Source organism: Amycolatopsis tucumanensis (assembly GCF_021654135.1).
GTDB lineage: Bacteria > Actinomycetota > Actinomycetes > Mycobacteriales > Pseudonocardiaceae > Amycolatopsis_E > Amycolatopsis_E tucumanensis.
In genome coordinates this window covers 13,553-36,365 of sequence record NZ_JAKGSD010000001.1, presented here as the reverse complement: position 1 = coordinate 36,365, position 22,813 = coordinate 13,553, and the positions used below count along the sequence as shown (strand labels likewise).

Annotated in this window: 26 protein-coding genes; 16 read left to right on the top strand and 10 right to left on the bottom strand. The window is 73.1% G+C overall.

Annotated features, from left to right (window positions below):
- Nucleotides 1-133: 133 nt before the first annotated feature.
- The 3 genes from L2C96_RS00185 to L2C96_RS00175 are packed head-to-tail and all read left to right on the top strand — an operon-like array spanning nt 134 to nt 1,992.
- Nucleotides 134-949 carry a mycofactocin-coupled SDR family oxidoreductase gene (locus L2C96_RS00185; protein WP_237334605.1) on the top strand — a complete coding sequence of 272 codons (816 nt, stop codon included), beginning with the start codon at nt 134-136 and terminating at the stop codon, nt 947-949.
- Between the two features lie 5 nt (nt 950-954).
- A complete protein-coding gene (locus L2C96_RS00180) occupies nt 955-1,506 on the top strand; it encodes a TetR/AcrR family transcriptional regulator (protein WP_020420132.1) in 552 nt (183 codons plus the stop codon).
- A gap of 45 nt (nt 1,507-1,551) precedes the next feature.
- Nucleotides 1,552-1,992, top strand: coding sequence for a VOC family protein (locus tag L2C96_RS00175; protein ID WP_237334604.1), 441 nt, complete (start codon nt 1,552-1,554; stop codon nt 1,990-1,992).
- On the opposite strand, the gene L2C96_RS00170 is transcribed toward L2C96_RS00175, so the two are convergent.
- From L2C96_RS00170 to bioB, 3 genes are read right to left on the bottom strand one after another with little or no spacing between them, the layout of a single operon-like run.
- A complete protein-coding gene (locus L2C96_RS00170) occupies nt 1,938-3,107 on the bottom strand; it encodes an 8-amino-7-oxononanoate synthase (protein WP_237334603.1) in 1,170 nt (389 codons plus the stop codon). The two genes, L2C96_RS00175 and L2C96_RS00170, sit on opposite strands and share 55 nt — an antisense overlap.
- On the bottom strand, nt 3,104-4,363 hold the full coding sequence (locus L2C96_RS00165) for an adenosylmethionine--8-amino-7-oxononanoate transaminase (protein WP_237334602.1): 1,260 nt from the start codon (nt 4,361-4,363) through the stop codon (nt 3,104-3,106). Before L2C96_RS00165 ends, L2C96_RS00170 begins: the two co-directional genes overlap by 4 nt.
- Entirely contained in the window at nt 4,363-5,424 is a 1,062-nt protein-coding gene (bioB, locus tag L2C96_RS00160; RefSeq protein WP_237334601.1) for a biotin synthase BioB, read from the bottom strand. The genes L2C96_RS00165 and bioB overlap by 1 nt, the downstream gene beginning before the upstream one ends.
- Nucleotides 5,425-5,536: 112 nt before the next feature.
- Here bioB and L2C96_RS00155 point away from each other — a divergent pair, with 112 nt between their 5' ends.
- From L2C96_RS00155 to L2C96_RS00145, 3 genes are all read left to right on the top strand, one after another.
- Entirely contained in the window at nt 5,537-6,091 is a 555-nt protein-coding gene (locus L2C96_RS00155; RefSeq protein WP_237334600.1) for a TetR/AcrR family transcriptional regulator C-terminal domain-containing protein, read from the top strand.
- A gap of 569 nt (nt 6,092-6,660) precedes the next feature.
- A complete protein-coding gene (locus L2C96_RS00150; RefSeq protein WP_020420138.1) occupies nt 6,661-6,909 on the top strand; it encodes a PLDc N-terminal domain-containing protein in 249 nt (82 codons plus the stop codon).
- A complete protein-coding gene (locus L2C96_RS00145) occupies nt 6,906-7,220 on the top strand; it encodes a hypothetical protein (RefSeq protein ID WP_237334599.1) in 315 nt (104 codons plus the stop codon). The genes L2C96_RS00150 and L2C96_RS00145 overlap by 4 nt, the downstream gene beginning before the upstream one ends.
- Nucleotides 7,221-7,243: 23 nt before the next feature.
- Here L2C96_RS00145 and L2C96_RS00140 read toward each other — a convergent pair whose 3' ends face one another.
- From L2C96_RS00140 to L2C96_RS00125, 4 genes are read right to left on the bottom strand one after another with little or no spacing between them, the layout of a single operon-like run.
- Nucleotides 7,244-7,504 (bottom strand): DUF1918 domain-containing protein, encoded by a 261-nt coding sequence (locus L2C96_RS00140; RefSeq protein WP_020420140.1) that lies wholly within the window; start codon nt 7,502-7,504, stop codon nt 7,244-7,246.
- The gene (locus L2C96_RS00135; RefSeq protein WP_237334598.1) at nt 7,494-7,718 is read right to left on the bottom strand and encodes a hypothetical protein; all 225 of its coding nucleotides are present in this window, start codon (nt 7,716-7,718) and stop codon (nt 7,494-7,496) included. Before L2C96_RS00135 ends, L2C96_RS00140 begins: the two co-directional genes overlap by 11 nt.
- Nucleotides 7,719-7,766: 48 nt before the next feature.
- Nucleotides 7,767-8,372 (bottom strand): CBS domain-containing protein, encoded by a 606-nt coding sequence (locus L2C96_RS00130; protein WP_237334597.1) that lies wholly within the window; start codon nt 8,370-8,372, stop codon nt 7,767-7,769.
- 12 nt (nt 8,373-8,384) lie between these two features.
- Nucleotides 8,385-9,278, bottom strand: coding sequence for a universal stress protein (locus L2C96_RS00125; protein WP_237334596.1), 894 nt, complete (start codon nt 9,276-9,278; stop codon nt 8,385-8,387).
- A gap of 177 nt (nt 9,279-9,455) precedes the next feature.
- Between L2C96_RS00125 and L2C96_RS00120 the strand changes: the two genes are divergently transcribed.
- Nucleotides 9,456-9,719, top strand: a complete 264-nt coding sequence (locus tag L2C96_RS00120; protein WP_237334595.1) for a 2TM domain-containing protein — start codon at nt 9,456-9,458, stop codon at nt 9,717-9,719.
- Between the two features lie 60 nt (nt 9,720-9,779).
- Here L2C96_RS00120 and L2C96_RS00115 read toward each other — a convergent pair whose 3' ends face one another.
- Entirely contained in the window at nt 9,780-10,295 is a 516-nt protein-coding gene (locus L2C96_RS00115; protein WP_237334594.1) for a hypothetical protein, read from the bottom strand.
- A gap of 197 nt (nt 10,296-10,492) precedes the next feature.
- On the opposite strand from L2C96_RS00115, the gene gap reads away from it, so the two are divergent.
- The 8 genes from gap to L2C96_RS00075 all read left to right on the top strand — a co-directional run bounded on the left by gap (nt 10,493) and on the right by L2C96_RS00075 (nt 19,697).
- Nucleotides 10,493-11,515: a type I glyceraldehyde-3-phosphate dehydrogenase gene (gene gap, locus L2C96_RS00110; RefSeq protein ID WP_020420145.1), complete on the top strand. Its 1,023-nt coding sequence runs from the start codon at nt 10,493-10,495 to the stop codon at nt 11,513-11,515.
- A gap of 13 nt (nt 11,516-11,528) precedes the next feature.
- On the top strand, nt 11,529-12,095 hold the full coding sequence (locus L2C96_RS00105; RefSeq protein WP_237334593.1) for a fructose 1,6-bisphosphatase: 567 nt from the start codon (nt 11,529-11,531) through the stop codon (nt 12,093-12,095).
- A gap of 10 nt (nt 12,096-12,105) precedes the next feature.
- Complete coding sequence (locus tag L2C96_RS00100; RefSeq protein ID WP_237334592.1) at nt 12,106-13,272, top strand: site-2 protease family protein; 1,167 nt, start codon at nt 12,106-12,108, stop codon at nt 13,270-13,272.
- 117 nt (nt 13,273-13,389) lie between these two features.
- Nucleotides 13,390-15,264, top strand: coding sequence for an ATP-dependent zinc metalloprotease FtsH (gene ftsH / locus L2C96_RS00095; RefSeq protein WP_237334591.1), 1,875 nt, complete (start codon nt 13,390-13,392; stop codon nt 15,262-15,264).
- A gap of 11 nt (nt 15,265-15,275) precedes the next feature.
- Nucleotides 15,276-15,953 carry an AMIN-like domain-containing (lipo)protein gene (locus L2C96_RS00090; protein ID WP_237334590.1) on the top strand — a complete coding sequence of 226 codons (678 nt, stop codon included), beginning with the start codon at nt 15,276-15,278 and terminating at the stop codon, nt 15,951-15,953.
- A 9-nt stretch (nt 15,954-15,962) separates the two neighbouring features.
- Nucleotides 15,963-17,384, top strand: coding sequence for a wax ester/triacylglycerol synthase family O-acyltransferase (locus L2C96_RS00085; RefSeq protein ID WP_237334589.1), 1,422 nt, complete (start codon nt 15,963-15,965; stop codon nt 17,382-17,384).
- Nucleotides 17,359-18,780: a glycosyltransferase gene (locus L2C96_RS00080; RefSeq protein WP_237334588.1), complete on the top strand. Its 1,422-nt coding sequence runs from the start codon at nt 17,359-17,361 to the stop codon at nt 18,778-18,780. Before L2C96_RS00085 ends, L2C96_RS00080 begins: the two co-directional genes overlap by 26 nt.
- A complete protein-coding gene (locus L2C96_RS00075) occupies nt 18,777-19,697 on the top strand; it encodes a galactose-1-phosphate uridylyltransferase (RefSeq protein WP_237334587.1) in 921 nt (306 codons plus the stop codon). Before L2C96_RS00080 ends, L2C96_RS00075 begins: the two co-directional genes overlap by 4 nt.
- A gap of 24 nt (nt 19,698-19,721) precedes the next feature.
- Here the strand turns inward: L2C96_RS00075 and L2C96_RS00070 are convergent, their stop codons facing one another.
- Both L2C96_RS00070 and L2C96_RS00065 read right to left on the bottom strand, forming a co-directional pair.
- On the bottom strand, nt 19,722-21,131 hold the full coding sequence (locus L2C96_RS00070) for a Gmad2 immunoglobulin-like domain-containing protein (protein ID WP_237334586.1): 1,410 nt from the start codon (nt 21,129-21,131) through the stop codon (nt 19,722-19,724).
- A 103-nt stretch (nt 21,132-21,234) separates the two neighbouring features.
- Nucleotides 21,235-22,209 (bottom strand): TerC family protein, encoded by a 975-nt coding sequence (locus L2C96_RS00065; RefSeq protein ID WP_237334585.1) that lies wholly within the window; start codon nt 22,207-22,209, stop codon nt 21,235-21,237.
- A gap of 203 nt (nt 22,210-22,412) precedes the next feature.
- Here L2C96_RS00065 and L2C96_RS00060 point away from each other — a divergent pair, with 203 nt between their 5' ends.
- On the top strand, nt 22,413-22,718 hold the full coding sequence (locus L2C96_RS00060; protein WP_051123592.1) for a helix-turn-helix transcriptional regulator: 306 nt from the start codon (nt 22,413-22,415) through the stop codon (nt 22,716-22,718).
- Nucleotides 22,719-22,813 lie beyond the last annotated feature (95 nt).

Sequence of the window (22,813 nt, the reverse complement as noted above, 5' to 3'; positions counted from 1 at the left end):
ATCATCAGAGACCCTGATATGAGGAGGAAGGATGGCATCGGGGCACGAACCCGTCAAGGCTCTTGACTGAGTACTCACTCAGGGGCAGTGTCGGCGGCGACCCGCGACGGCGCGGGAGACGAGGAGACTCACCATGGCGGGACGGGTTGCGGGCAAGGTCGCGTTGATCACCGGCGCCGCGCGGGGCCAGGGCCGGGCGGACGCGGTGCGCCTGGCGCAGGAGGGCGCCGACGTGATCGTGGTGGACATCGCCGCCACGCTGCCCAGCGTCACCTACGCCTCCCCCACGCTCGCCGATCTGGACGAGACCGTGAGCCTGGTGGAGAAGACCGGGCGGCGGGCGGTGCGGGTGCGGGCGGACGTGCGGGACCTGGCGGCGCTGCGGGCGGGCGTGGACGCGGGCGTCGCCGAGCTGGGCGGGCTGGACATCGTGGTGGCCAACGCCGGGATCTGCGTGCCCGCGCCGTGGGACGACGTGACCGAGGAGATCTTCGACGACACGATCGGCGTGAACGTGCGCGGCGTGTGGAACACGGTGATGGCGGGCGCGCCGCACCTGGTCGAGCGGGGCGGCGGGTCGATCATCCTGATCAGCTCGGCGGCCGGGATGAAGGTGCAGCCGTTCCTGGTGCCGTACACGACGAGCAAGTGGGCGGTGCGCGGCATGGCCAAGGCCTTCGCGACCGAGCTGGCGCGGCACAACATCCGGGTCAACAGCGTGCACCCGACGGGCGTGAACACCGGGATGACCGGCGAGGGGCTGCAGGCCGCGTTCGCCAAGGGGTTCGAGCGCGACCCGAAGCTCGCCGGGATGCTGACGAACCTGTTGCCGGTGGTGATCACCGAGCCCGAGGACGTCGCCGACATGGTGCTGTTCCTCGCCTCGGACGAGTCGAAGTACGTCACCGCGCACGAGCTGGCTCCGGACGCGGGGGTGACCGAGTTCTGAGCGCCGTGGACGAACCCGCCGCCTCCGGCCGCGACCGGATCCTGGCCGCGGCGGAGGAGCTGTTCGCCGAGCGCGGGTACGCGCGCACGTCGACCGCGCGGCTGGCGGCCGCGGCCGGGGTGCCGCAGGGGCTGATCTTCTACCACTTCGGCACGAAGGAAGGCCTGCTGCTGGCGCTGATCCGGGAACGGTCGACGCGCACGCTGGCGGACCTGGTGCCGGCCACCGTCCCGCCCGACGCGCACGCCGCGGTGGCCGAGCTCTGGCGGCGGCTGGCGCGGCACCTCGGCGAGCAGACGCCGATGCACCGGATCGTGTTCCGGGAAAGCGAGCACCACCCGGAGCTGCAGGCCCGCGCCCGCGAAATCCACGACTCCATCATCACGGCGGTGAGCGCCTACCTGGCCCGGGTGACCGGGGACGCCAGACCGGCGCCCCGGCACCACGCCGCCGCGCGGATGCTCGTGGCGACGTCATCGGCGACCTCGGTGACGCCCGGCGCGCCCCCACTGGCCGCGAAGGTGGTGGCGGACCTGCTGCTGAACGGGCTCGGCTGAGCTCCAGCTCGCGTCGGGCGGCGGGACGGCGGGACAGTGGTCACCATGACCGACACCGCGCTGCAGCGCATGGACAACATCGCCATCGTCGTCGACGACCTCGCCGCCGCCAAGGCGTTCTTCACCGAACTCGGCTTGGAGCTGGAAGGCGAGGCGACACTGGAGGGCAGCCTGGTGGACCGCCTCCTCCGGCTCGACGGCGTCCGGACGGACATCGCGATGATGCGGACCCCCGACGGCCACGGACGGGTCGAGCTGACCAAGTACCACTCACCCGCCAGCCCGGACGGCGCCCAGACCGTGCACGCGCTGGGCGCGCACCGCATCATGTTCGCCGTCCGGGACATCGACGACGTGCTCGACCGCCTCCGGGCGCACGGCGCGGAACCCGTCGGCGAAGTGGTGCGGTACGGGGACAGCTACCGGCTCTGCTACGTCCGCGGCCCCGCCGGGATCTTCGTCGCGCTCGCCGAGGAGCTCGGCTGAGCGGCCACCCGGGCCAGGACGTCGACCGCGCGCGCCCAGCGCACTTCGTCCAGCCCGGCCTGCGTCGTGATGCGCAGCCGGGAAATCCCGTCGGGCACGGACGGCGGCCGGAAACACCCCACCCGCACTCCCGCCGCGAGCGCGTCGGCCTGGGCGGCGAGCGCGGCGCGCGGCGAAGGCATCGGCACCGACAGCACCGCACCCGCCGAGCCCGGCACGCTCAGCCGCTCGGCCAGCGCCGCGCCGCGCTCGTGGATCCGGACCGGGAGGTCCGGCCGGGCGCGCAGCGTGCGCAACGCGGCCAGAGCCCCGGCGGTGGGCGCGGGCGCCAGCCCGGTGTCGAAGATGAACGGGCGCGCCCGGTTGACGAGGTGGTCGATCAGCGCGGCGGAGCCGAGGACCGCGCCACCCATCGCGCCCAGCGACTTGGACAACGTCGCCGTCATCACCACGTGCGGATGACCGGACAGGCCGAGGCCGTGCAGCAGTCCCCGGCCACCGTCGCCGGCCACGCCGAGCCCGTGCGCCTCGTCGACGACGAGCAGCGCGTCGTGCTCGGCGCACACCCCGGCCAGCTCGGCGAGCGGGGCAGCGTCGCCGAGGACCGAGAAGACCGACTCGGTCAGCACGAGCGCCCTGCGGTCACCGGCGGCGGCCAGCGCATCCCGGACGGAGGTGACGTCGTTGTGCGGGACCACCCGGACGGCGGCCCGGGACAGGCGCGCGGCGTCGATCAGCGACGCGTGGACGTGGGCGTCCGAGACGATCACCGTGTCCCGGTCGGCCAGCGCGGTCACCGCCGACAGGTTGGCGTGGTAGCCGGTGGAGAACACCAGCGCCGCCTCGCGGCCGGTGAACTCGGCCAGCTCGCGCTCCAGCTCGGCGTGCAGCGTGGTCGTGCCGGTCACCAGGCGGGACGCGCCGGCCCCGGCGCCCCAGACGAGCGCGGCTTCGGCTGCCGCGCGGCGGACGCCGGGATCGCCGCTCAACCCCAGGTAGTCGTTGCTCGCCAGGTCGATGAGGTCATCGCCGGCCGCCCGCGGGCGCAGCGTGCGCTGCAGGCCGGCGGCCTCTCGCGCGGCGCGCTGCGCGGCGAGCCACTCCGCCCAGCTCATGCGACCGCCGCCGCGGCCGCGATGCCACGGCAGATCGTGGCGATGTCGTCGTCGGTGCACACGTACGGCGGCATGGTGTAGATCAGGTCGCGGAACGGCCGCAGCCACACGCCCTCCGCCAGCGCCGCCTCGGTCGCTTTGGCCACGTCGACCGGGTGGTCCAGCTGGACCACGCCGACCGCGCCGAGCACCCGCACGTCGGCCGCCTCGATCCCGTGCAGCGCCTGCAATCCCGCGTTGATCCGGAGCACGTCGGCCCGCCAGTCCACACTGGACAGCAGGTCCAGGCTGGCGCTGGCGACCGCGCAGGCCAGCGGGTTGCCCATGAACGTGGGCCCGTGCATGAGCACACCGGAGTCGCTGGCCGACAGTCCCCTGGCGACCTCGGTCGTGCACAGGGTGGCGGCCAGCGACAGGTAACCGCCGGTGAGCGCCTTGCCGACGCACATCACGTCCGGCGCCACGCCCGCGGCGTCGGCGGCGAAGAGCGTGCCGGTGCGGCCGAAACCGGTGGCGATCTCGTCGAAGATCAGCACCAGCCCGTGCTCGTCGGCCACCTCCCGGAAGACCGGCAGACAGCTCGCCGGATAGGGGTGCATGCCGCCGGCGCCCTGCAGCAGGGGCTCCACGATCAGCCCGGCCAGCCGTCCGGCGTGCTCGGCCGCGAGCGCGCGGAAGCCCGCCGCCCACCCGGCGACGTCCACTTCGGACCGGGGCGGGCAGTCGCCGAACACCTGCTCCGGCAGCACCCCCGACCACATCGCGTGCATGCCGCCGTCCGGGTCGCACACGCTCATGCAGTCGAAGGTGTCGCCGTGGTAGCCGCCGCGAACGGTGAGGAACCGCGTCCGCTCCGGGTGGCCGGTTCCGCGCTGGTACTGCAGCGCCATCTTCATCGCCACCTCGATGCTCACCGAGCCGGAGTCGGCGAGGAACACGTGCTCCAGCCCGGCCGGGGTGAGGTCGACCAGCCGCGCCGCGAGTTCGACGGCGGGCTCGTGGGTGAGACCGCCGAACATCACGTGCGACATCGTCGCCAGCTGGCGCCGCGCCGCCTCGTCGAGCACCGGGTGCCGGTAGCCGTGGATCGCCGACCACCACGACGCCATGCCGTCGACCACCTCCCCGGCGCCGTCGACGGTGATCCGGCTGCCGGACGCGCCGGTGACCAGCCGCACCGGGGCCGGATCGGTCATCGAGGTGTACGGGTGCCACAGGTGCCCGCGGTCGAACGCGAGCAGTTCGGCGGGGGTCATCAGGCGTTGGGGACGACGGCGGTGCCCGCGCCGCGCCGCCGGATCGCCGGGTCCACGGGTCCCCGCGCCGCGATGTCCTCTTCGGAGCCGAGCACGACGAAACCGTTGTCGCGGATCATTTCCAGGTCGGCCTCGGCGGCCTGCCCCTCGGAGGTGAGGTAGTCGCCGAGGAAGATCGAGTTGGCGACGTGCAGCGCGAGCGGCTGCAGCGAACGCAGGTGCATCTCGCGGCCGCCCGCGATGCGGATCTCCTTGTCCGGGCAGACGAACCGCGCCATGGCCAGGATCTTCAAGCACCGCAACGGGGACAGCTCCCACGTGTCCGCCAGCGGGGTGCCGTCGAAGGGCATCAGGAAGTTGACCGGGATCGAGTCGGCGTCCAGCTCCTTGAGCGCGAACAGCGCTTCGACCAGCTGCTCGTCGGTCTCCCCCAGCCCGGCGATGAGTCCCGAGCAGGGCGACAGCCCGCCGCGCTTCGCCTTCTCCACGGTGTCCACCCGGTCGGCGTAGGTGTGGGTCTGGACGATGTTGTGGTGGTGGCTCTCGGCCGTGTTGATGTTGTGGTTGTAGGCGTCCACCCCGGCGTCGGCGAGGCGCTCGGCCTGCCCGTCGGAGAGCAGGCCGAGGCAGGCGCAGACCTCGACGTCGGGGTGCTCGGCCTTCAGCGCCCCGACCATCTCGGCGACGCGGTCGATGTCCCGGTTGGACGGTCCGCGTCCGGAGGAGACCAGGCACACCCGCCCGGCGCCACCGGAGATCCCGGCGCCGGCCTGCTTGAGGGCCTCCTCCGTGGACAGCCAGGAGTACTTGAGGATGGGCGCCGCGGAGCCGAGCGCCTGGGAGCAGTAGTTGCAGTTCTCCGGGCACAGACCGGACTTCAGGTTCACCAGGTAGTTGACCTTGACGGTGTTGCCGAAGTGCGCGCGGCGCAGCCTGCCCGCCGCGGTGACGACGGACAGCACTTCGGCGTCGTCGGCGCCCAGCACGGCGAGGGCGTCGCCGGGCCCGGCGGGTACCCCGGCGAGGACCGCGTCGGCGAGCTGCTCGAACCTGGAGCCCATCCACTTTCTCCTGACTCAGAGTGACTATTCGATTACAACCTGAACGGTGTTCGGGTGAGCGGCGCTGACGGTACACTGGGCGCCGCGAACAGGTCAACGGGAGGAGTCCGGCGTGCGCTACCAGCGGCGCGATGTCGTCGAGCGCGCGATCGAGGTCCTCGACGAGTACGGCCTGGAGTCGCTCACCATGCGCCGGCTGGCCGCCGAACTCGGGCTGCAACCGAGCGCGCTCTACCACCACGTGCCGAACAAGCAGACGCTGCTGGCCGCGGTCGCCGACGAAATCCTCGAACGCGGCAAGCGTGAGCGCCAGGCCACCGAGTGGGACCAGCGGGCGGTGGAGATCTGCGCCGAACTGCGCGACGCGATGCTGGCCTACCGGGACGGCGCCGAGGTGGTCGCCACCGCGCACACCTTCGGCCTCGGCGCGGGCGAACCGGCTGCGCAGCTGCGGGAGGCCCTGCGCGACGGCGGCCTGCCGGACGACCTCGTCGACGTCGGCACCCGGGCGCTGCTGCATCTGGTGTTCGGCCACACGGCGGACGAACAGGCGGCGCTGCAGGCCTCCAGCGCCGGGGCGATCGACCGGGACCCCGGCGGCCCCGGCGACTTCGAGCAGGGAATCGAACTGCTGCTGGACGGCATCCGCTCCCGCGTGCGCCGCTGACCACCCTCCGGAGCAGCTCGCCAGGACGGCAGCGGCAAGTTCCTCCAGCAGTGCGGCGAAGTCCGGGACGGAGTGCCCGAACTTCGGCTCCTCCGCAACGGCGACCGCCGCCTCGGCCCGCTCGTGGTCGGTCACGTCCAACGCGAACCGCAGCACGTTGCCGCCGGACCCGATCGACCCGGCCAAGGCCGCGCGTGTGCTGCTCGATCGCGCCAGTGGAATCCCGGTCCAGACACGCCGGTTCCAATCCGCCGTTCACGTGCTCGAGCCGTTCGCCCGGCGGCCGGCCGCCCCATCGCCAGGCTTCGGTGGAGCGGGCGTTCTCCAATCAGCCGGGTGTCCCCGCCCGCGCCCGGTCCACGCCCGCCGCGTGCATCCGGTGCACGTGCAGTTCACCCTCGGACAACAGCGTCACGGCGGCAGTGCGCCGGCGCGGGCAGCGGCGGCCACATCGGACAGAAGCCCGGCGCAGGTGCTGACTTAGGTCCTCGCCACGGGTGGCTTACGCCCGTTTCCCGCGGCGGCGCCGCTCGCACACGCTGGACCCGTAGAGCCGACGAGGAGGAACCATGCGACACACGCACCGGCACTGGCGCGAACTGAGCCGGACCGAGCAGGGAGCCATCGTCGCGGCGGCAGCCCTGCAGGTGGCCCTGGCCGCCGACGCGTGGTGGGACCTGTCCCGCCGCCCGGCCGAATCCGTGCGCGGCCCGAAGGGCGCCTGGGCGCTGGCGATCGCCGTGAACTTCCTCGGCCCGCTGGCCTACCGGCGCTTCGGCCGCAAGCCGGTCATCGAGCCGGAACCGGCGCACCCGTGAGGGGCCGCGCCCGGATCGCCGGGCTGGTCCTGGTCACCGCTATGCTGGTCGCCGCGTGCGCGGCGGGACCGAACGACGCCGCGGCGAGCACGCCCGACCCGGCCGGGTTCTGGCTCGGCCTGTGGCACGGGATCATCTGCCCGATCGCGTTCATCGTCTCGCTGTTCGACGACAGTGTCGGCATCTACGAGGTGCACAACAACGGCAACTGGTACAACTTCGGCTTCGTCTTCGGCATCGCCCTGATGAGCTCGATCTTCAGCCGCCCCGTGTTCACGGCACCAGCCAGGCGGCGACGGCGGAAGTCCTGACCACGGCGGCTCGGGAAGCCCGCTCACCGGTGGTGCGCGATCTCCTCCTGGAGCCGCTCGAACCGGTGCCGCGCACGCTCGTCGGCCGCGGCCTGCTCGGCGGCGGCCGCCACGTGCCCGTCCGGCCCCGGGAACACCAGCGTGATCCGGTCGTCCTCCAGCCAGTGCACCAGGTAGGGCGGCGCACCGTCGGGCGAGCGCACCTCGATGATCTGGCCGCGCCGCGCCGGCTGCCCGATCACGGGCGACTTGATGACCAGCCAGTCCCCTGGTTCAGCGCGCATGATCCACCGGTTCCCCTCCGTCGCCGGCCATCTCGGACCCCGTGAACGAGTTGAGCGACCGGAAGCTGCTCATCAGCTGCGCCGGGAAGACGATCGTGGAGTTGCGCTCGGTCGCTGTCCCGGCGAGCACCCGCAGGTTGAGCGGAAGCCGCCGCAGTCGTGCCTCGGCCGCGGTCCAGCCGACCACGATCGGGCCGGCGGGGTGGCAGGACATCAGTGGGGCCTCGTTCTCAGGTCGGATTTGGTGCCGCATGCCAGGGGTTCAGGCCCTCGGGACGCGTTCGACGGCGTCGAAGTGCTCGACGTCTCCCGCATAACACCGCGCCTCGATCACGCCCGGCACGCCCTCCGCGAGCGCCGCGGCGATCTCGTCGTCCCGCTGCCCGCCCTCGCTGTCGAGGATCAGCGCCCGGCCGTCCTTGACGTCCACGTACCACCGGTCCGCCCGCCCGAGCACGGCCAGGCGGGCGCGGATGTCGTGTTCCAGCAGGGCGTCCGGCCGGGCCAGCACGCGGACCAGATCGCGCGCGGTGATCACGCCGACGATCCGGTTGCCGTCCACCACCGGGACGGCGCGGATCCCGCGGCCGGCCATCATGCGGCCCACCTCGGTCACGTCGGTCTCCGGGCCGACCGTGACGACGCCGGTGGTCATCACCTCGCCGACCCGGCGAGCGACCCTCGTGCCCTCGCCGCGGAAGCGGTCGGCGACGAAGTCGGACTCGGTGACGATCCCGGCCAGCCGGTCCTCCTCGATGACCGGCAGGGCCGTGAACCCGCGCTGGGCCATCAGCCACTCCGCCGACTTGACGGGCGTGCCCGGCTCGACCGTGACGGCCGGGGTGCTCATGATGTCTTTCGCTCGCATGGGATTCTCGTTTCAGCGCTCGTGTCCGGGGCGGACGACCATCACCGGGCACTGGGCGTGGTGCAGCAGCGCCTGGCTGGTCGAACCGAGCAGCAGCCCGCCGAACCCGCCGCGCCCGCGGCTGCCGACCACGACGAGCTGGGCCTGCGCGCTCCAGTCGAGCAGCTGGTGCCGGGGCCGGTCCCGCACCACGACCCGCTCGACCTTCACGTCCGGGTGCCGCTCCTGCCTGCCGCTCAGCTGCTCGGCCAGCAGCCGCTGCTCGTCCTGCTCGATCTCGTCCCAGTCCACCGCCAGCGGCAGGGCCCCGTAGTAGCCGGTGAACTGATCGTCGCTCCACGCGTGCACCGCGATCAGCGGCGCGCCCCGCCAGGACGCCTCCTCGAACGCCGTGTCCAGCGCCCGCTCGCTGTTCGCGCTGCCGTCCACGCCGACGACCACCGGGCCGTCTTCGGTGTCCCGGCCGCGGACGACAGCGACGGGGCATTGCGCGTGGGCCGACACCTCGACCGTGGTCGATCCGGTGAGCATGCCGGTGAAGCCGCCGGCGCCGGAGCTGCCGAGGACGATCATCCGGGCGCCGCGGGACCGGGACACCAGCACGGGCGCCGCCGGCTCGTCCGGCATCTCCGAGGTGATCGTGACTTCGTCGCCGGCGACCTCGCGGGCGGTGCGCACCGCGTCCGCCAGCGTTTTCTCGCCCACCCGCACCAGCTCGTCGTAGGCGTTCTGCAGCACCGGCATCCCGGCCCCGTAGAACCCGGCGAGCGGGGCGAACGCATACACGACGTGCAGTGGCTCGTGGCGGCGCCGCGCGTTCGCGGCGGCCCACCGCAGTGCCCGGAGGGAATGTTCGGATCCGTCGATCCCGACGACGATCGCGTCCTGCGCGCTGCTCATGGTCATGCCCACGAACGTAGGGAGACGAGGCGCCCGCGGGCAGCAGGCCATGGTCACCGGCCGGAGGGACTTCCGGCCCTGCCGTTGGTCGCCGGGCCCAAGGTCCCGGGGACCGGGGACCAGCGGCCGTCGTGCACGCGCGAGCCGCGGGCGCACGGTGGAAGCGCCAAGGAGGTGGTCACCGTGACCGACACCGAACCCGACCGTCGCCGGCTCGCACTGGCGCGGCTCAAGCGGAAGCACGACTACTACGCGCACGTGCTCGTCTTCGTCCTCTTCAACGGATTCGCCGTCGGGATCTGGGCGCTCACCGGCGCCGGGTTCTTCTGGCCGATGTTCCCGCTCGCCCTCTGGGGCTTCGGCCTGATCATGCACACCTGGGACACGTTCGCGCCGAACTCGCCCAGCGAGAGGCGGATCCGCAGGGAGATGGATCGGATGCCGTGACCGCGTCGCACCGGCCCCGTGCGGCTCCGCGGTCCACATCGGACTGGGCGTCGTCCGGGCTCAGCTGATCCACACGCCGCTGTCCACCACCCAGATCCCGCCGTCGCCGGCGCGTGCCGGCTGCCGCAGCTGCAGGCTCACGATGCGGCCGGTCGCGGTGTTGATCACCTCCGCGGTGTGCGGGTCGGCGAGCGCGACGTCCGCGCCGCTCCAGCCGAGCCGGGACCGCACGAACGCTTCGGCCACGGCCGCCATGTCCAGTCGCCACGGCTGGTGCCCCTGGTCCACCGACTGCTGCAGGGCGGCGGCGTCCGCGGCGGACATGCCCTCCCCGGCGATGGTCGTGCCCGGCGCGGGGGTCTGCGCGGTCTTCGTGGTCTGTGGGGTCTGGGGTGCGGTGGTGGTCTTCCTCGTCGTGGTCGCCGGGCCAGGCCCGCTCGGCGAGGTCGGGCCCGCCGGCTGCGCGGAACTGGTCTGCGGCGCGGGCGGCGGGTTGTCGTCCCCGCCGCACGCGGTGAGCGCGCCGACGAGCGCGGCCGCGGCCACCGCGGCGGCGGTCCGGGCGACTGTGGTCATGGCGGTCCCCTTTCTGCTGTCCCCCGCCTCATCAACCGCCGGGAGCGGAAAGCGGCGAAAGAGCCGGTGGTCCCCGGAACAGGGCCCGAAGTCCCGGGCAGGAAGGACGGAACCGCCCGTGGCGGACGGGCACTTCGGCCCTGGGCCGGCCGCCGCGGGAGCAGCAGCATCGGCCTTTTCCGGGAGAGGAGCCAAGCATGACGGTCCGGGTGGGCATCAACGGATTCGGCAGGATCGGACGGGACCTCCTGCGCGGAGTGCTCGACCGCGCGGGCAGCGACATCGAAGTGGTCGGCGTCAACGACGTGGCCTCGGCCACCACGCTCGCGCACCTGCTGCGCTACGACTCGACGTTCGGGCCGCTCCGGCAGCCCGTCGAGGTCCACGACGGCGGGCACTTCGGGCCGGTTCTGGAGGTCGGCGCGCACCGGGTGCACGTCAGCTCCTGCCCGGACCCGGCGGACCTGCCCTGGGAGGCGCTCGGCGCCGACGTCGTCATCGAGTCGACCGGCCGGTTCCGCACACGGGAGGCCGCCGCGGCGCACCTGGCCGCGGGCGCCCGCAAAGTGGTGATCTCCGCGCCCGGCAAGGGTGTCGACGCCACCATCGTGATGGGCGTCAACGAGGACGACTACGACCCGCACGCGCACGACGTCGTCTCCAACGCCTCCTGCACCACCAACTGCGTGGCGCCGATGGTCAAGGTGCTGCACGAGGCGTTCGGGGTGCGGCGCGGCCTGCTGACCACGATCCACAGCTACACCAACGACCAGGCGCTGCTCGACGGCCCGCACAAGGACCTGCGCCGCGCGCGCTCGGCCGCGGTCAACATGATCCCGACCAGCACCGGCGCCGCCAAGGCGGTCGGCGAGGTCCTGCCCGACCTGGCAGGAAAGCTCGACGGGGTCGCCGTCCGCGTCCCGGTCGAGAACGGCTCGCTCACCGACCTCGCCGTCGAGGTCTCGGAGCCGGTCACGCCCGGGCAGGTCAACCGCGCCTTCGCGGTCTCCGCCGACGGCGAGCTCAAGGGGATCCTGCGGTACACCGAGGACCCCATCGTCTCCCGCGACATCATCGGCGACCCCGCATCCTGCGTGTTCGACGCGAGCCTGACCAAGACCGAGGACAACCTCGTGAAGGTCTTCGGCTGGTACGACAACGAATGGGGCTACAGCCAGCGCACCCTCGACCTGGTCGAGCTCATCGGCCACAGCCTGTGAGGAAGAGCCGGCCATGACCGCGTGCAGCAGCATCAAGGCCGACACCGGCGGGTTCGTCGGTCACTCGGCAGTGCACCCCGAGATGCTCTCCACCGCGCAGGACCTGCTCTCGGACGCGTTCAGCGGCAAGCTGCGCGGCGTAGGCGCCGGATACGCGGAGCCGGTGATCCGCTTCCTGGCGGACAAGACCGGGCCCGGCGCATGGAACCTCCGGCCGCACAAGATGCGCTCCGGGTTCTCCTTCGAGGTCTACGACCTCTACGAGGAGAGCCGCATCGTCTTCGACTGCCCGGAACGGATCTACGACCTGCTCATCGCGTTTCCACACTCCCTGGTCGGCTGTATGCGCGGCTCGCACCACGCGCCCGTCGTGCCGGTGTCGCAGTCGCACCCGGCGCGGTTCGACGGAGCGCGCCGCCAGGCCGGGGAGATCATGGACTACCTGCGCCGCCACGGGCCGTTCGAGCCGCACCGCCTCGCGCTGGAGGACCTGGAGTACACCACCATGCACGCGCTGGAGGAACGGCTGATCGACCGCTGGCAGCCGCTGCCCGCCCAGCCCGTGCCGGCCGGGCACTGAGGAGCCCGCGGTGCTCCGGGGCACGATCCCGCTCGGGCGGTACGCCGGTGTGCCGGTCGGCGCGCACTGGTCGGTGCTGGTCATCCTGGTGCTGCTGACCGACGTCATCGCGACGTCCGTCCTGCCCGCCGCCGCCCCCGGTCACGCCACCGCCGCGTACTGGGGGACGGCGGTGGCGGCGTCGGTGTGCTTCCTCGCCTCGTTGCTGGCGCACGAGCTGGGGCACGCGGTCACCGCAAGGCACTACGGCGTCGGGGTCAAGCGGATCACGCTCTGGCTGCTCGGCGGCGCGGCGGAACTGGAAGGCAGCGCGCCGAACCCGCGCGCGGACTTCGTCATCGCCGCGATCGGGCCTGCGATCAGCCTCGTGCTCGGCGGCTTGTGCTGGGGCACCGCGTTCCTCGCCGCCGGCGTCCTGCCCGAGCTCGTGGCCACGGGCATCGCCTGGATCGGGTTCACCAACGTCGTGCTGGCGCTGTTCAACCTGCTGCCCGGCACACCGCTGGACGGAGGCAGGGTGCTGCGTGCCGCGGTGTGGAAGCGCACCGGCGACCGCGCCCGCGCCGCGCTCGTCGCCGGGCGCACCGGCCAGGTGCTCGGCGTCCTGCTGATGGTGCTGGGCGTCGGTGAAGTGCTCGTGCTGGGGCAGCTGAGCGGGTTGTGGCTGGCGCTCATCGGGTGGTTCCTGGTGTCCGCGGCGCAGGCCGAGCTGACCGGGGACACCACCCGGTCCCTGCTCGGCGACCGCACGGTGCGAGCGGTCCTGGATCCCGCCCCGGTGACCGCGCCCGGCTGGCTGACCGTGGAGGCGTTCCTCGACACCGTCGCGGTCCCGGCCAGGGCACGGGTGTTCCCGGTGGTCTCGTTCGACGGCGCCCCGCTCGGTGTGGTCGCTCTGGGCGAGCTGGCCCGGCTGCCCGCGCGGCTGCGCTTCGAGACCCGGGTCGCCGACGTCGCGCGGCCGCTGGACGCCGCGGTGACCGCGGGCCCGGACGAGTGGCTCGCCGACGTGCTCGCCCGCACCGCCTTGCGGCCCGGCCGGGACCTGCTGGTCGTCCTCGACCACGGCAGGCTCGCGGGCGCCGTGACCGCGGACGACCTCGTCCGCACGGTCGAACTCGCCGTCCTCGGCAAGCAGGCGGAGGCGCCGGCCGCCGAGCCGCGCTCCCAGGCGTGACGCCGCCCGGGAGGCAGGGCCTTCCGCCACCGCGGCCGGGGACTTTCGCCGCTCCCCCGCGCCGGGGAGATCGCGGTTGGCTGAACCGGAGACCCACCGGAGGAGAGGACACCCGACATGTCGCGTGCGGCGAAGCCAGGGCCCCCGCCCGATCCCGCGCCCAAACCCCAGCCGCCGAAGCCGCCGGCCTGGCAGCGCTGGTTGTCGCCCCTGCTGTGGCTGGTCGTGCTGGGTGCGGTGCTGGGGCCCATCTGGCTGTTCTCGCCCGGCGGATCGACCCTGCCGTACACCGAGTTCGTGGCCAAGGTCGACGCGAACCAGGTCGAGAAGGTCACCGTCGACGACGTCGGCACGGTCACCGGCACCCTCCGCGACGGCACCGCGTTCAGCAGCCAGGTCCCGACCGCGCTCGGCGACACCGGGCTGGAGCGGAGGCTGGCCGACCACGGCGTCGCCGTCTCCGGCAAGCTGCACACGTCGTGGACCTCGCTGCTGGTCACCTTCCTGCCGGTGGTGCTGCTGATCGGCCTGTTCTTCTGGATGGGCCGCCGCGCGCAGGGTTCGCCGGTCGGCGGTGTCATGGGGTTCGGCCGCGCCAAGGCCAAGATCATCGAGGCCCAGCGCCCGACCACCCGCTTCACCGACGTCGCCGGCTACGAGGGCGTCAAACAGGAGATCGGCGAGGTCGTCGACTTCCTGCGCAACCCAGGCCGCTACGCCGCGGCGGGCGCCAAGGGGCCGCGCGGCGTGATCATGGTCGGCCCGCCCGGCACCGGCAAGACCCTGATCGCCCGTGCGGTCGCCGGCGAGGCCAGCGTGCCGTTCCTGTCGGTCACCGGCTCGGCGTTCGTCGAGATGTTCGTCGGGGTCGGGGCCTCCCGGGTGCGGGACCTGTTCACCGAAGCCCGCAACCGCGCCCCGGCGATCATCTTCATCGACGAGATCGACGCCGTGGGCAGCCGCCGCGGGCTCAACGGGTTCGGCGGGCAGGACGAGCGCGAGCAGACCCTCAACCAGCTGCTGTCCGAAATGGACGGATTCGACCAGAGCAGCGGGATCGTCGTGCTCGCCGCCACCAACCGGCCCGAGTCGCTGGATCCGGCCCTGCTGCGGCCCGGCCGCTTCGACCGGCAGGTCACCATCCCGCTGCCCAACCAGCAGGAGCGGCTGGCGATCCTGCGCGTGCACGTCGACGGCAAGCACGTCGGCGAGGACGTCGACCTGGAGGTCGTCGCCCGCGGCACGCCCGGCTTCTCCGGCGCCGACCTGGCCAACCTGGTCAACGAGGCGGCCATCAACGCGGTGCGGGACAACCGCACCGTCATCCGCGCCGCCGACCTGGCCGCCGCCCGCGACCGCGTGCTGCTCGGCCGCCGCGAGACCTCCAACGCGCTGCTCCCCGAGGAACGGCGCGCCGTCGCGGTGCACGAGTCCGGGCACGCCCTGATCGCGGCGCTGTGCGACCACGCCGATCCCGTCGCGAAGGTGACCATCCTGCCCGCCGGCATGGCGCTGGGCAGCACCGAGCAACTGCCCGAGGCCGAACGGCACCTCTACAGCGAGGCCTACCTCCGGGACCTGCTCGCCGTGCGGATGGGCGGCCGGGCGGCGGAGATCGTCACCTTCGCGCAGGGCTCCACCGGCGCCGCCAACGACATCGCCGACGCCACCGAACTCGCCACCAAGATGGTCACCGAGTTCGGCCTGTCCCCCGCGCTGGGCCCGGTCGGTTACCCCACCGCGACACCGGCGTTCCTCGGCGGACCGCCACAGACGGCCAGGCACTACGCCGAGGAGACCCAGCGGATCGTCGACACCGAGGTGGCCCGGCTGCTCCGCGAGGCCGAAGACTTCGCCGTCCGCACCCTGCAGGACCACCGTGTGGCGCTGGAACACCTGGCCGCCCAGCTGGTGGAGCAAGAGACCGTCGACGGCAGCGCGGTCACCGAAGCCCTGCGCGCCGAACGATCGCAGCGAACCCTGGCGTCGTGAAAGGACACGGCATGCGCACACTCCTGATCACGGTCGCGGCTGCCGTCGCGCTGGCGCTGACCACCGGGTGCGGCGCTGATCCGCCGCCCGCGCCCCGGCCCGGCGCGCCCGCGAGCAGCTCGGTCCCCGCGCCGGTCACCGGCCCGCAGCCGCCCGGCCCGGGACCGATGGGCCGCGGCCCGATGCGGACGGCGCCACCCGGGCCAGGCGGCTGCGGGATCACCGCCGGCTGGACCACCGGGCCGCAGGAGGCCGGCGCGATGGCGCCGGAGGCGCTGTACCTGGTGCGGGCAGGCAGGCACGGCTGCTTCGACCGGCTGGTGTTCGACGTCAACGGCCCGGAGGAAGCCGGGTACGCGCTGCGCTACACCGACGTGGTGACCGCGGACGGCTCGGGCGAGCCGGTCCCGGTCGCGGGCGGCGCGGCGCTGGAGATCGTGGTGCGGGCGCCCGCGCTCGGCTACGACTCGTCGGGGCACGCGCCGGGACGCCTGCTCGCCGCCGTCGGCGACCGCCTCTACACCACCGACCAGCTGCGGGACTGGGCTGCGCTGCGCGAAGTCCGCTTCGCGGGCTCGTTCGAGGGACAGAGCGCCTTCGCCGCCGGCGTGCGAGAGCGGTTGCCGTTCCGTGTGTTCACCGTGCTCGACGACTCCTACCGCCGGGTCGTCGTCGACGTCGCCCACTGAAGGTGCGCCATGGACCGGCTCAGCCCGCTCGACGCCCTGTTCCTCGCCATCGAGGACGAGGACCCCTCCGCCTCGCTCGCGATCGCGTCGATCGCCGTGCTGGAGGCACCGGCGCCGCCGCAGGACGAGATCGTGCGGGACCTCACCCCACGGGTGTGGTCCCTGCCGCGGTACCGGCAGCGCCTGCGGAGGTACCCGCTGGACCTGGCCGCCCCGGCGTGGGTCGAGGAGGACGGGTTCGACCCCGCCACCCACTTCCACCGGGTCGCCGCGCCGTCGCCCGGCGACGATGCCGCGCTGCGCGAGGTGGTCGGCCTCGTCATGTCCGAACGGCTGCCGCGGGACCGTCCACTGTGGGAGTGCTGGGTGATCGAGGGGCTGGCCGAGGGCCGGTGGGCGGTGCTGTCCAAAGTGCACCACTGCCTGACCGACGGGATCGGCGGGAACGCGCTGCACGAGGCGATGTTCGGTGACGAGCCCCCGCCCCGGCCTGAAGCCTGGCCGGCCGCGGAGACGGCGCCGGAGCCGGGCGGGCTGCGCCTGCTGGCGGGCGGCCTGCGCACCGCGTTGTCCGTCCCGGTGGAGCAGATGCGCGTGCTGGCCGGCGCCGCGCGATCGCCACGGCGGATGGCCGCCCAGGTCACCGGCGCGGTTCGGGGCCTGGCCTCGCTCGCCCGTGCCCTGGTCCCGCTGAAGGCCTCGTCGCTGCGCGGGAAGATCCACGCCGACCGGCGGTACGCGATGACCGGCACCTCGCTCGGCGAGGTCGCGCGGATCGCCACCGGGTTCGGCGTGACCGTCAACGACGTCGTGCTCGCCACGATCACAGCGGGCCTGCGGCAGCTGCTCCTGGAGCGGGGCGAGGAGCCCGCCGCGACGTCGGTGCGCAGCCTGGTGCCGGTGAGCGTCCGGTCGCGCTCCGATCAGTCCACACTGGACAACCACGTGTCGCTCATGCTGCCCATGCTGCCAGTGGACGTCGCCGACCCGGTCGAGCGGCTGCGCACCGTGCACGAACGCCTCGCCGTGCACAAGGCGAGCAGGGAACGGGAAGCGGGCCAGGCGGTGCTGTCGTTCGCCGGGCACGAGCCCTATCCCCCGGTGTCCTGGGCGATGCACGCCGCGCCGTGGCTGGTCGAGCGCATGCTCGTCACCGTCACCACCAACGTGCCGGGACCGCGCGAGCAGCTGCACCTGCTCGGCCGTCCGGTGGTCGCGCTCTACCCCTACGTGCCGATCGCCCTGCGGCTGCGGATCGGCGTGGCCGTCCTCAGTTACCACGACCGGCTCGCGTTCGGCGTGACCGCCGACTTCGACAGCGTGCCCGACGTGGACGTCGTCGTCCGCGCCATCGAGAAGGACCTGGACCAGCTGGGCAAGGCCGTGCCCGGGAAGGAAGGCAGCCGTGCTGCACACCGTCGACGTCGGTGACCTCGCCGTCTCCGCGTACCGCCACGTGGTCCCGGACGAGATCATGGACCCGCTGCTCGACCTCGCCCGCGAGCTGCGCGGCGCCCGGATCCTGCACGTGAGCGCCACCCCCTACGGCGGCGGGGTGTCGGAGCTGCTGCGCTCGGCCGTGCCGCTCTACACCGACCTCGGGCTGCCCGCGACGTGGAAGATCATCAGCGGCCGGCCGCCGTTCTTCACCGTCACCAAGAAGATGCACAACGCCCTGCAGGGCTCCCGCGAGCCGCTCACCACGGCGGACATCGCACTGTACGAGGAAACCGCCGAGCGCAACGCCGCCGAACTGGCCGCCGACCCGCAGTTCGCCGGCACCGACTTCGTCTTCGTGCACGACCCCCAGCCGGTGCCGCTGCTCGCCTACGCCGGCCGCGACCACCGGTCGTGGATCTGGCGCTGCCACATCGACACCTCCGAACCCGACCCCGCCACCTGGTCCTACCTGGCGGGGTTCGCGGACCACTACGACGCCGCCGTGTTCACTATGGCGGAGTTCGTCCCGCCCGACCTCGACCCGGGACGGGTGGAGATCATCCCGCCCGCGATCGACCCGCTCAGCCCGAAGAACATGTCGCTGGACGACCGCACGGCGCGGGCGGTGCTCAACTGGATCGGCATCGAGACCGACCGCCCGCTGATCACCCAGATCTCCCGCTTCGACCCGTGGAAGGACCCGCTCGGCGTGATCGAGGCCTACCGCCTCGTCCGCGCCGAGGTGCCCGGGGTCCAGCTCGCGCTCGCCGGCTCGATGGCGCTGGACGACCCCGAGGCGTGGGACATCTACCGCACGATCAGCGAGGCAGCCCAGTCCGATCCGGGGATCCACCTGTTCACCAACCTCACCGGCGTCGGCAACGTCGAGGTCAACGCGTTCCAGCGGCTGTCGGACGTGATGGTGCAGAAGTCGCTGCGCGAGGGGTTCGGCCTGGTGGTGTCCGAGGCGATGTGGAAGGGCACCCCCGTCGTCGCCGGCCGGGCGGGCGGTATTCCGCTGCAGATGGCCGACGGCGCGGGCGGGCTGCTGGTCGACTCGGTGGCCGGGTGCGCGGAGGCGGTCGTGGACCTGCTCACCGGGCCGGCGCGCGCGGCGGTGCTCGCCGCCGCCGGGCGGGAACGCGTGCGCAAGCACTTCCTGCTGCCGCGCCTGCTGCTCGACGAGCTGACCCTCCTCGCGGGACTGCGTGCTGGGAATCGCCCCGGCTCCCTGCGCACCGCCGGCGACGGACGGGACCCGGAGTGCGGCATGACCGTCGCCGCCGGGCCGGGGATCCCGCTCGACCAGGACGGCAGGCACTACCGGTTCTGCTCGCACCGGTGCCGGGACGCCTTCCGCTCCCGGCGGACGGAGGTTCCCGCATGACCGCGACATCCTGGCACGGCGGAGAACTTCGCCAGGACCCGCTCACCGGCGACTGGTCCGTGCTCGCACCGCACCGCGCCCGCCGCCCGCACACCGGCGCCGTGGGCTGCCCGTTCTGCCCCGGCCCGTCGGAGGACACGCCGCCCGAAACGTGGCGGCTGCCCGCGCCGGGCGGCGGCTGGCTCGTGCGGTCGGTGCGCAACCGGTACGCGCTGTCCGACCACCACGAGGTGATCATCGAATCGCCGCGCCACGACTGGGACCTGGCTACCGGCACCGACGCGGAGGCGGCGAACGTGCTGCTCGCGTGGCGGGACCGGCTGCGCGCGCTCCGGACGGACGCGGCGCAGGTGGCGGTGTTCCGCAACCGCGGCGCCGCCGCCGGAACGTCGCTGGACCACCCGCACTCCCAGGTCGTCGGACTGCCGGTGCTGTCCGCGTCGGCGCGGCGCGAGCTGTCCGCCCAGCGGGAGCGATACGAGCGGCAGGGCAGGCCGTACACAGGCGAGGTGTCCGACACCTCGCGCGTCGTCCTCGACGACGGGCAGACCGTCGCGTTCGCGCCGTTCGCGCCCACCGCGGAGTTCGAGGTCCGGGTGGCGCCCCGCCGCCCGGCGGCCGACTTCGCGGGTGTGAGCACCGGCGAGCTGACCTCCGCCGCGGCCACGGTCCGCGCGATGCTGCGCGCACTGCGCGACGAGCTCGGCGACCCGCCGTACAACCTGTTCCTGCACACGGCGCCGTCCGGTCTGGAGCACGCGCCGTGGTTGTGCTGGTCGATGCGGATCGTGCCGCGCCTGGCTGTGCCCGCCGGGCTGGAACTGGCCACCGGCATCCCGGTGGTGACCACGATGCCGGAGGACGCCGCCCGACGGCTGCGCGCCAGGGCGGCGATTCCGGCGGTTCCCCCGGCGTAGACCCGGGGGAACCACTCGCGGTCGTCAGTCGTGGTACAGGTTGAACGGCATGATCTCGGTGCGGCCGCCAGGGCCGACCGCCACCACGCTGAAGTGCGCCAGCAGCGGCTCGTCCGGGTAGGCCCAGGTGAGGGTCCAGGCGCCGTTCTGCGCCACGCCGGTGCCGAGCAGCTTCGCCAGGGACTCGGTCTCCGTGCCGGTCGGGGTGCTGTAGAACTCCACGCGGTCGGCTCCGGTGACCTCGGCGGTGACGGTGAGCGTCCCAGGCCCGTCCGGCAGCCGCAGCCAGCCGTCGCCGGCCGGGATCGGCGGCTGCCAGGTCACGGCGCCGATCGTGGGCGCCGCCGGCTGCCCGGCGAAGGACACCCGCACCGAGGTGGCGTTGATGACCTCGCCGTTGGCCGCGGACTCCTCGAAAAAGACCAGCCAGCCGGATCCGGCGGCCGCGGGCGGCGTGAACGTCACCGGCCCGCTGAACGGCCGGATCACGTCGCCCCCACCGGTGACGAACCCCCGGCCGATCTCGCCCTTGCCGTCGGCGAGCACCCGCACCGTCACCGTGCCCTCGAAGGCGACCGCCCGGCCGGTCACGGTGACCGGGGAGGTGATCGCCTGCCCGGCGCGGGGCTGGTCCACCAGGATGTTCGCGGTGCGGGTCCCGGTGACCGACCAGCCGCCGCCGCCACGCCGCAGTGACACGATGGTCGCCAGCGCCTTGTTGGGCTGGCCGTCGGGCGTGCGGCTGTAGAAGGTGGCCTCGGCGGTGCCGCTGCCGGTGCGGGTCACCGGTCCGGGCACCGGCCGGTTCATGCCGGCCACATCGGTCAGGAAGGCGCGAGCCGCTTCGGTCACGGCCGCGTCCTGTCCGCTGTCGTCGGTGGGCGGGGCCAGCTGGAGCCATTCGTAGAAGGCCGCCACGTCGCCCTCGAAGGAGTACACAGTGGACTTCACCGTCGGGAACTGCTTCAGGGTGGCGTCGAGTTCGGCCAGCAGCGCGGCGCTGCCGTAGCTGGAGGAGGCGTTCGGGATGATCCGGCTGAAGTCCTTGAAGTCCGCGCGGGCCACGCCGTTCGCGACGCGGACGCTGATCAGGGCGTCCGCCGTGGCGGAGCTGAAGAACGAGTGGTAGCCGGCGGCGCGTTCGGCCGCGGTCGGGCCGGCGAGCAGCTGCCCGAGCGCCGCGGTGGCCACCTGCTCGCTCCGCGGCACGGTCCGCTCGACCGGCACGACGCGGGCGGGGTCGTCGGCTTGGCCCTGGTGGAAGTACACGCGCACGACCATCGTGTCGCCGCCCGGCGGCGTCGGACCGGGTGGCCCACCGGGTTCAGCGGCCCGGTCGCGGATGGCGAAGAAGGTGACGCCGACCGCGACCAGGACGACGCCGGCGAGTGCGCCGATGGTGGCCCAGAGGCGGCGCTTGCTGACGGTGTTCATGGGTACCTCCCCGTTTTCCCACCGACGCTAGGAACCGGCCCCGCGGCGCGGAACGGCCGGAAGGCCACTGCCGCGGGGACCAAGTTCCCGGCCGGCGCGGCGGTCAGGTGTCCCGCTGTCCCGACGGCGGGACCAGCTCGCCCGGAGCGTCTTTCGCACGCTCCCCGGCGGCGCCGCGGGTGCGCAGCCAGCTCGCGGTGACCGCCGCGGCGAGCAGCACGGCGACCACGGCGAGCGACACGACGGTGGGGATCTTGACCAGGTCCAGCAGCAGCATCTTCACGCCGACCCACACGAGCACCAGCGCGAGGCCGAGCTTGAGGTACACGAAGCGGTGCACCAGGTCGGCGAGCAGGAAGTACATCGCGCGCAGGCCGAGGATGGCGAAGGCGTTGGAGGTGAACACCAGGAACGTCTCCTGGGTGACGGCGAAGATCGCGGGGATGGAGTCGACCGCGAACACGATGTCGGTCACCTCGATCAGCACGAGCACGGCCAGCAACGGGGTCGCCACCCACCGGCCGCCCTGCCGGACGAGGAACTTCGAACCGTGGTAGTCGGCCGTGACCGGGACGAACCGACGGAACAGCCGGAGCACCAGGCTGCGCCCGGGGTCGACGGTTTCGTCGCGGTGCCGCGCCAGGCGAACTCCGGTGGCGACCAGGAACGCGCCGAACACGTACAGGATCCAGGCGAAGCTCGCGATCAGCACCGACCCCGCGGCGATGAAGGCCGCCCGGAACACCAGCGCCCCGAGCACCCCGTAGAACAGGACCCGGTGCTGGTGCTCCCGCGGCACCGCGAAGTAGCCGAAGATGATCGTGAAGACGAAGACGTTGTCGACCGCGAGCGACTTCTCGATCAGGTACCCGGCGAAGTACTGCGCGGCGAACTCACCGCCCCACACCCACCAGACGATCCCGCCGAACCCCGCGCCGAGCGCGACCCACACCGCCGACCAGGCGGCGGCCTCCCGCACGCCGACCACGTGCGCTCGGCGGTGGGCGAACAGGTCGGCGGCGAGCATCACGACGATCACGCCGAGCACGGCGGCCCACACCCACACCTCGACGACCACTGTCACACCTCCGGTTCAGTCCGACGAACCGGAGGTCTCCCCGACCACCCGGCTCCGCGAGCCGGGGCGGGTGGCGCCGGGACCGGGCAGCCGCATCCGCTGCCGTAGTGACGATCCCGGACGGGGTGGGTACTCCCCTCCGCACCACCAGAATGACGAAACAGAGTTCGCCTGTCAAGGACGCGGGCCCTATGCTCGGCGCCATGGCGGCGAGCGATCACCCTGGCACCGGCGGCGGCACGTGGACCTTCCTGAGCAACCACGCCCACGTGCTGCTGTGCCTCGTGGCCGATCCGGACCAGACGCTGCCCGCGATCGCGGCGCGCGTCGGCATCACCACCCGCGCCGTGCAGCTCATCCTCGCCGACCTCATCGAGGGCGGTTACGTCGAGCGGACGAAGGTCGGCCGCCGCAACCACTACCGCGTCAACGGCGACGGTCACCTGCGCCACCCGCTGGAGGCGCACCACCGGGTCGCCGACCTCATCGCCGCGCTCGGCCCGGCCTGACGCGCCGCTCGAAACCGCCGCGGCGGGAGCCCCGCCCAGCGGCTGCCCGCGCTTCGGGGAACAGGCCGGCCAGGGATCCGCCCTCCTCCCGCACT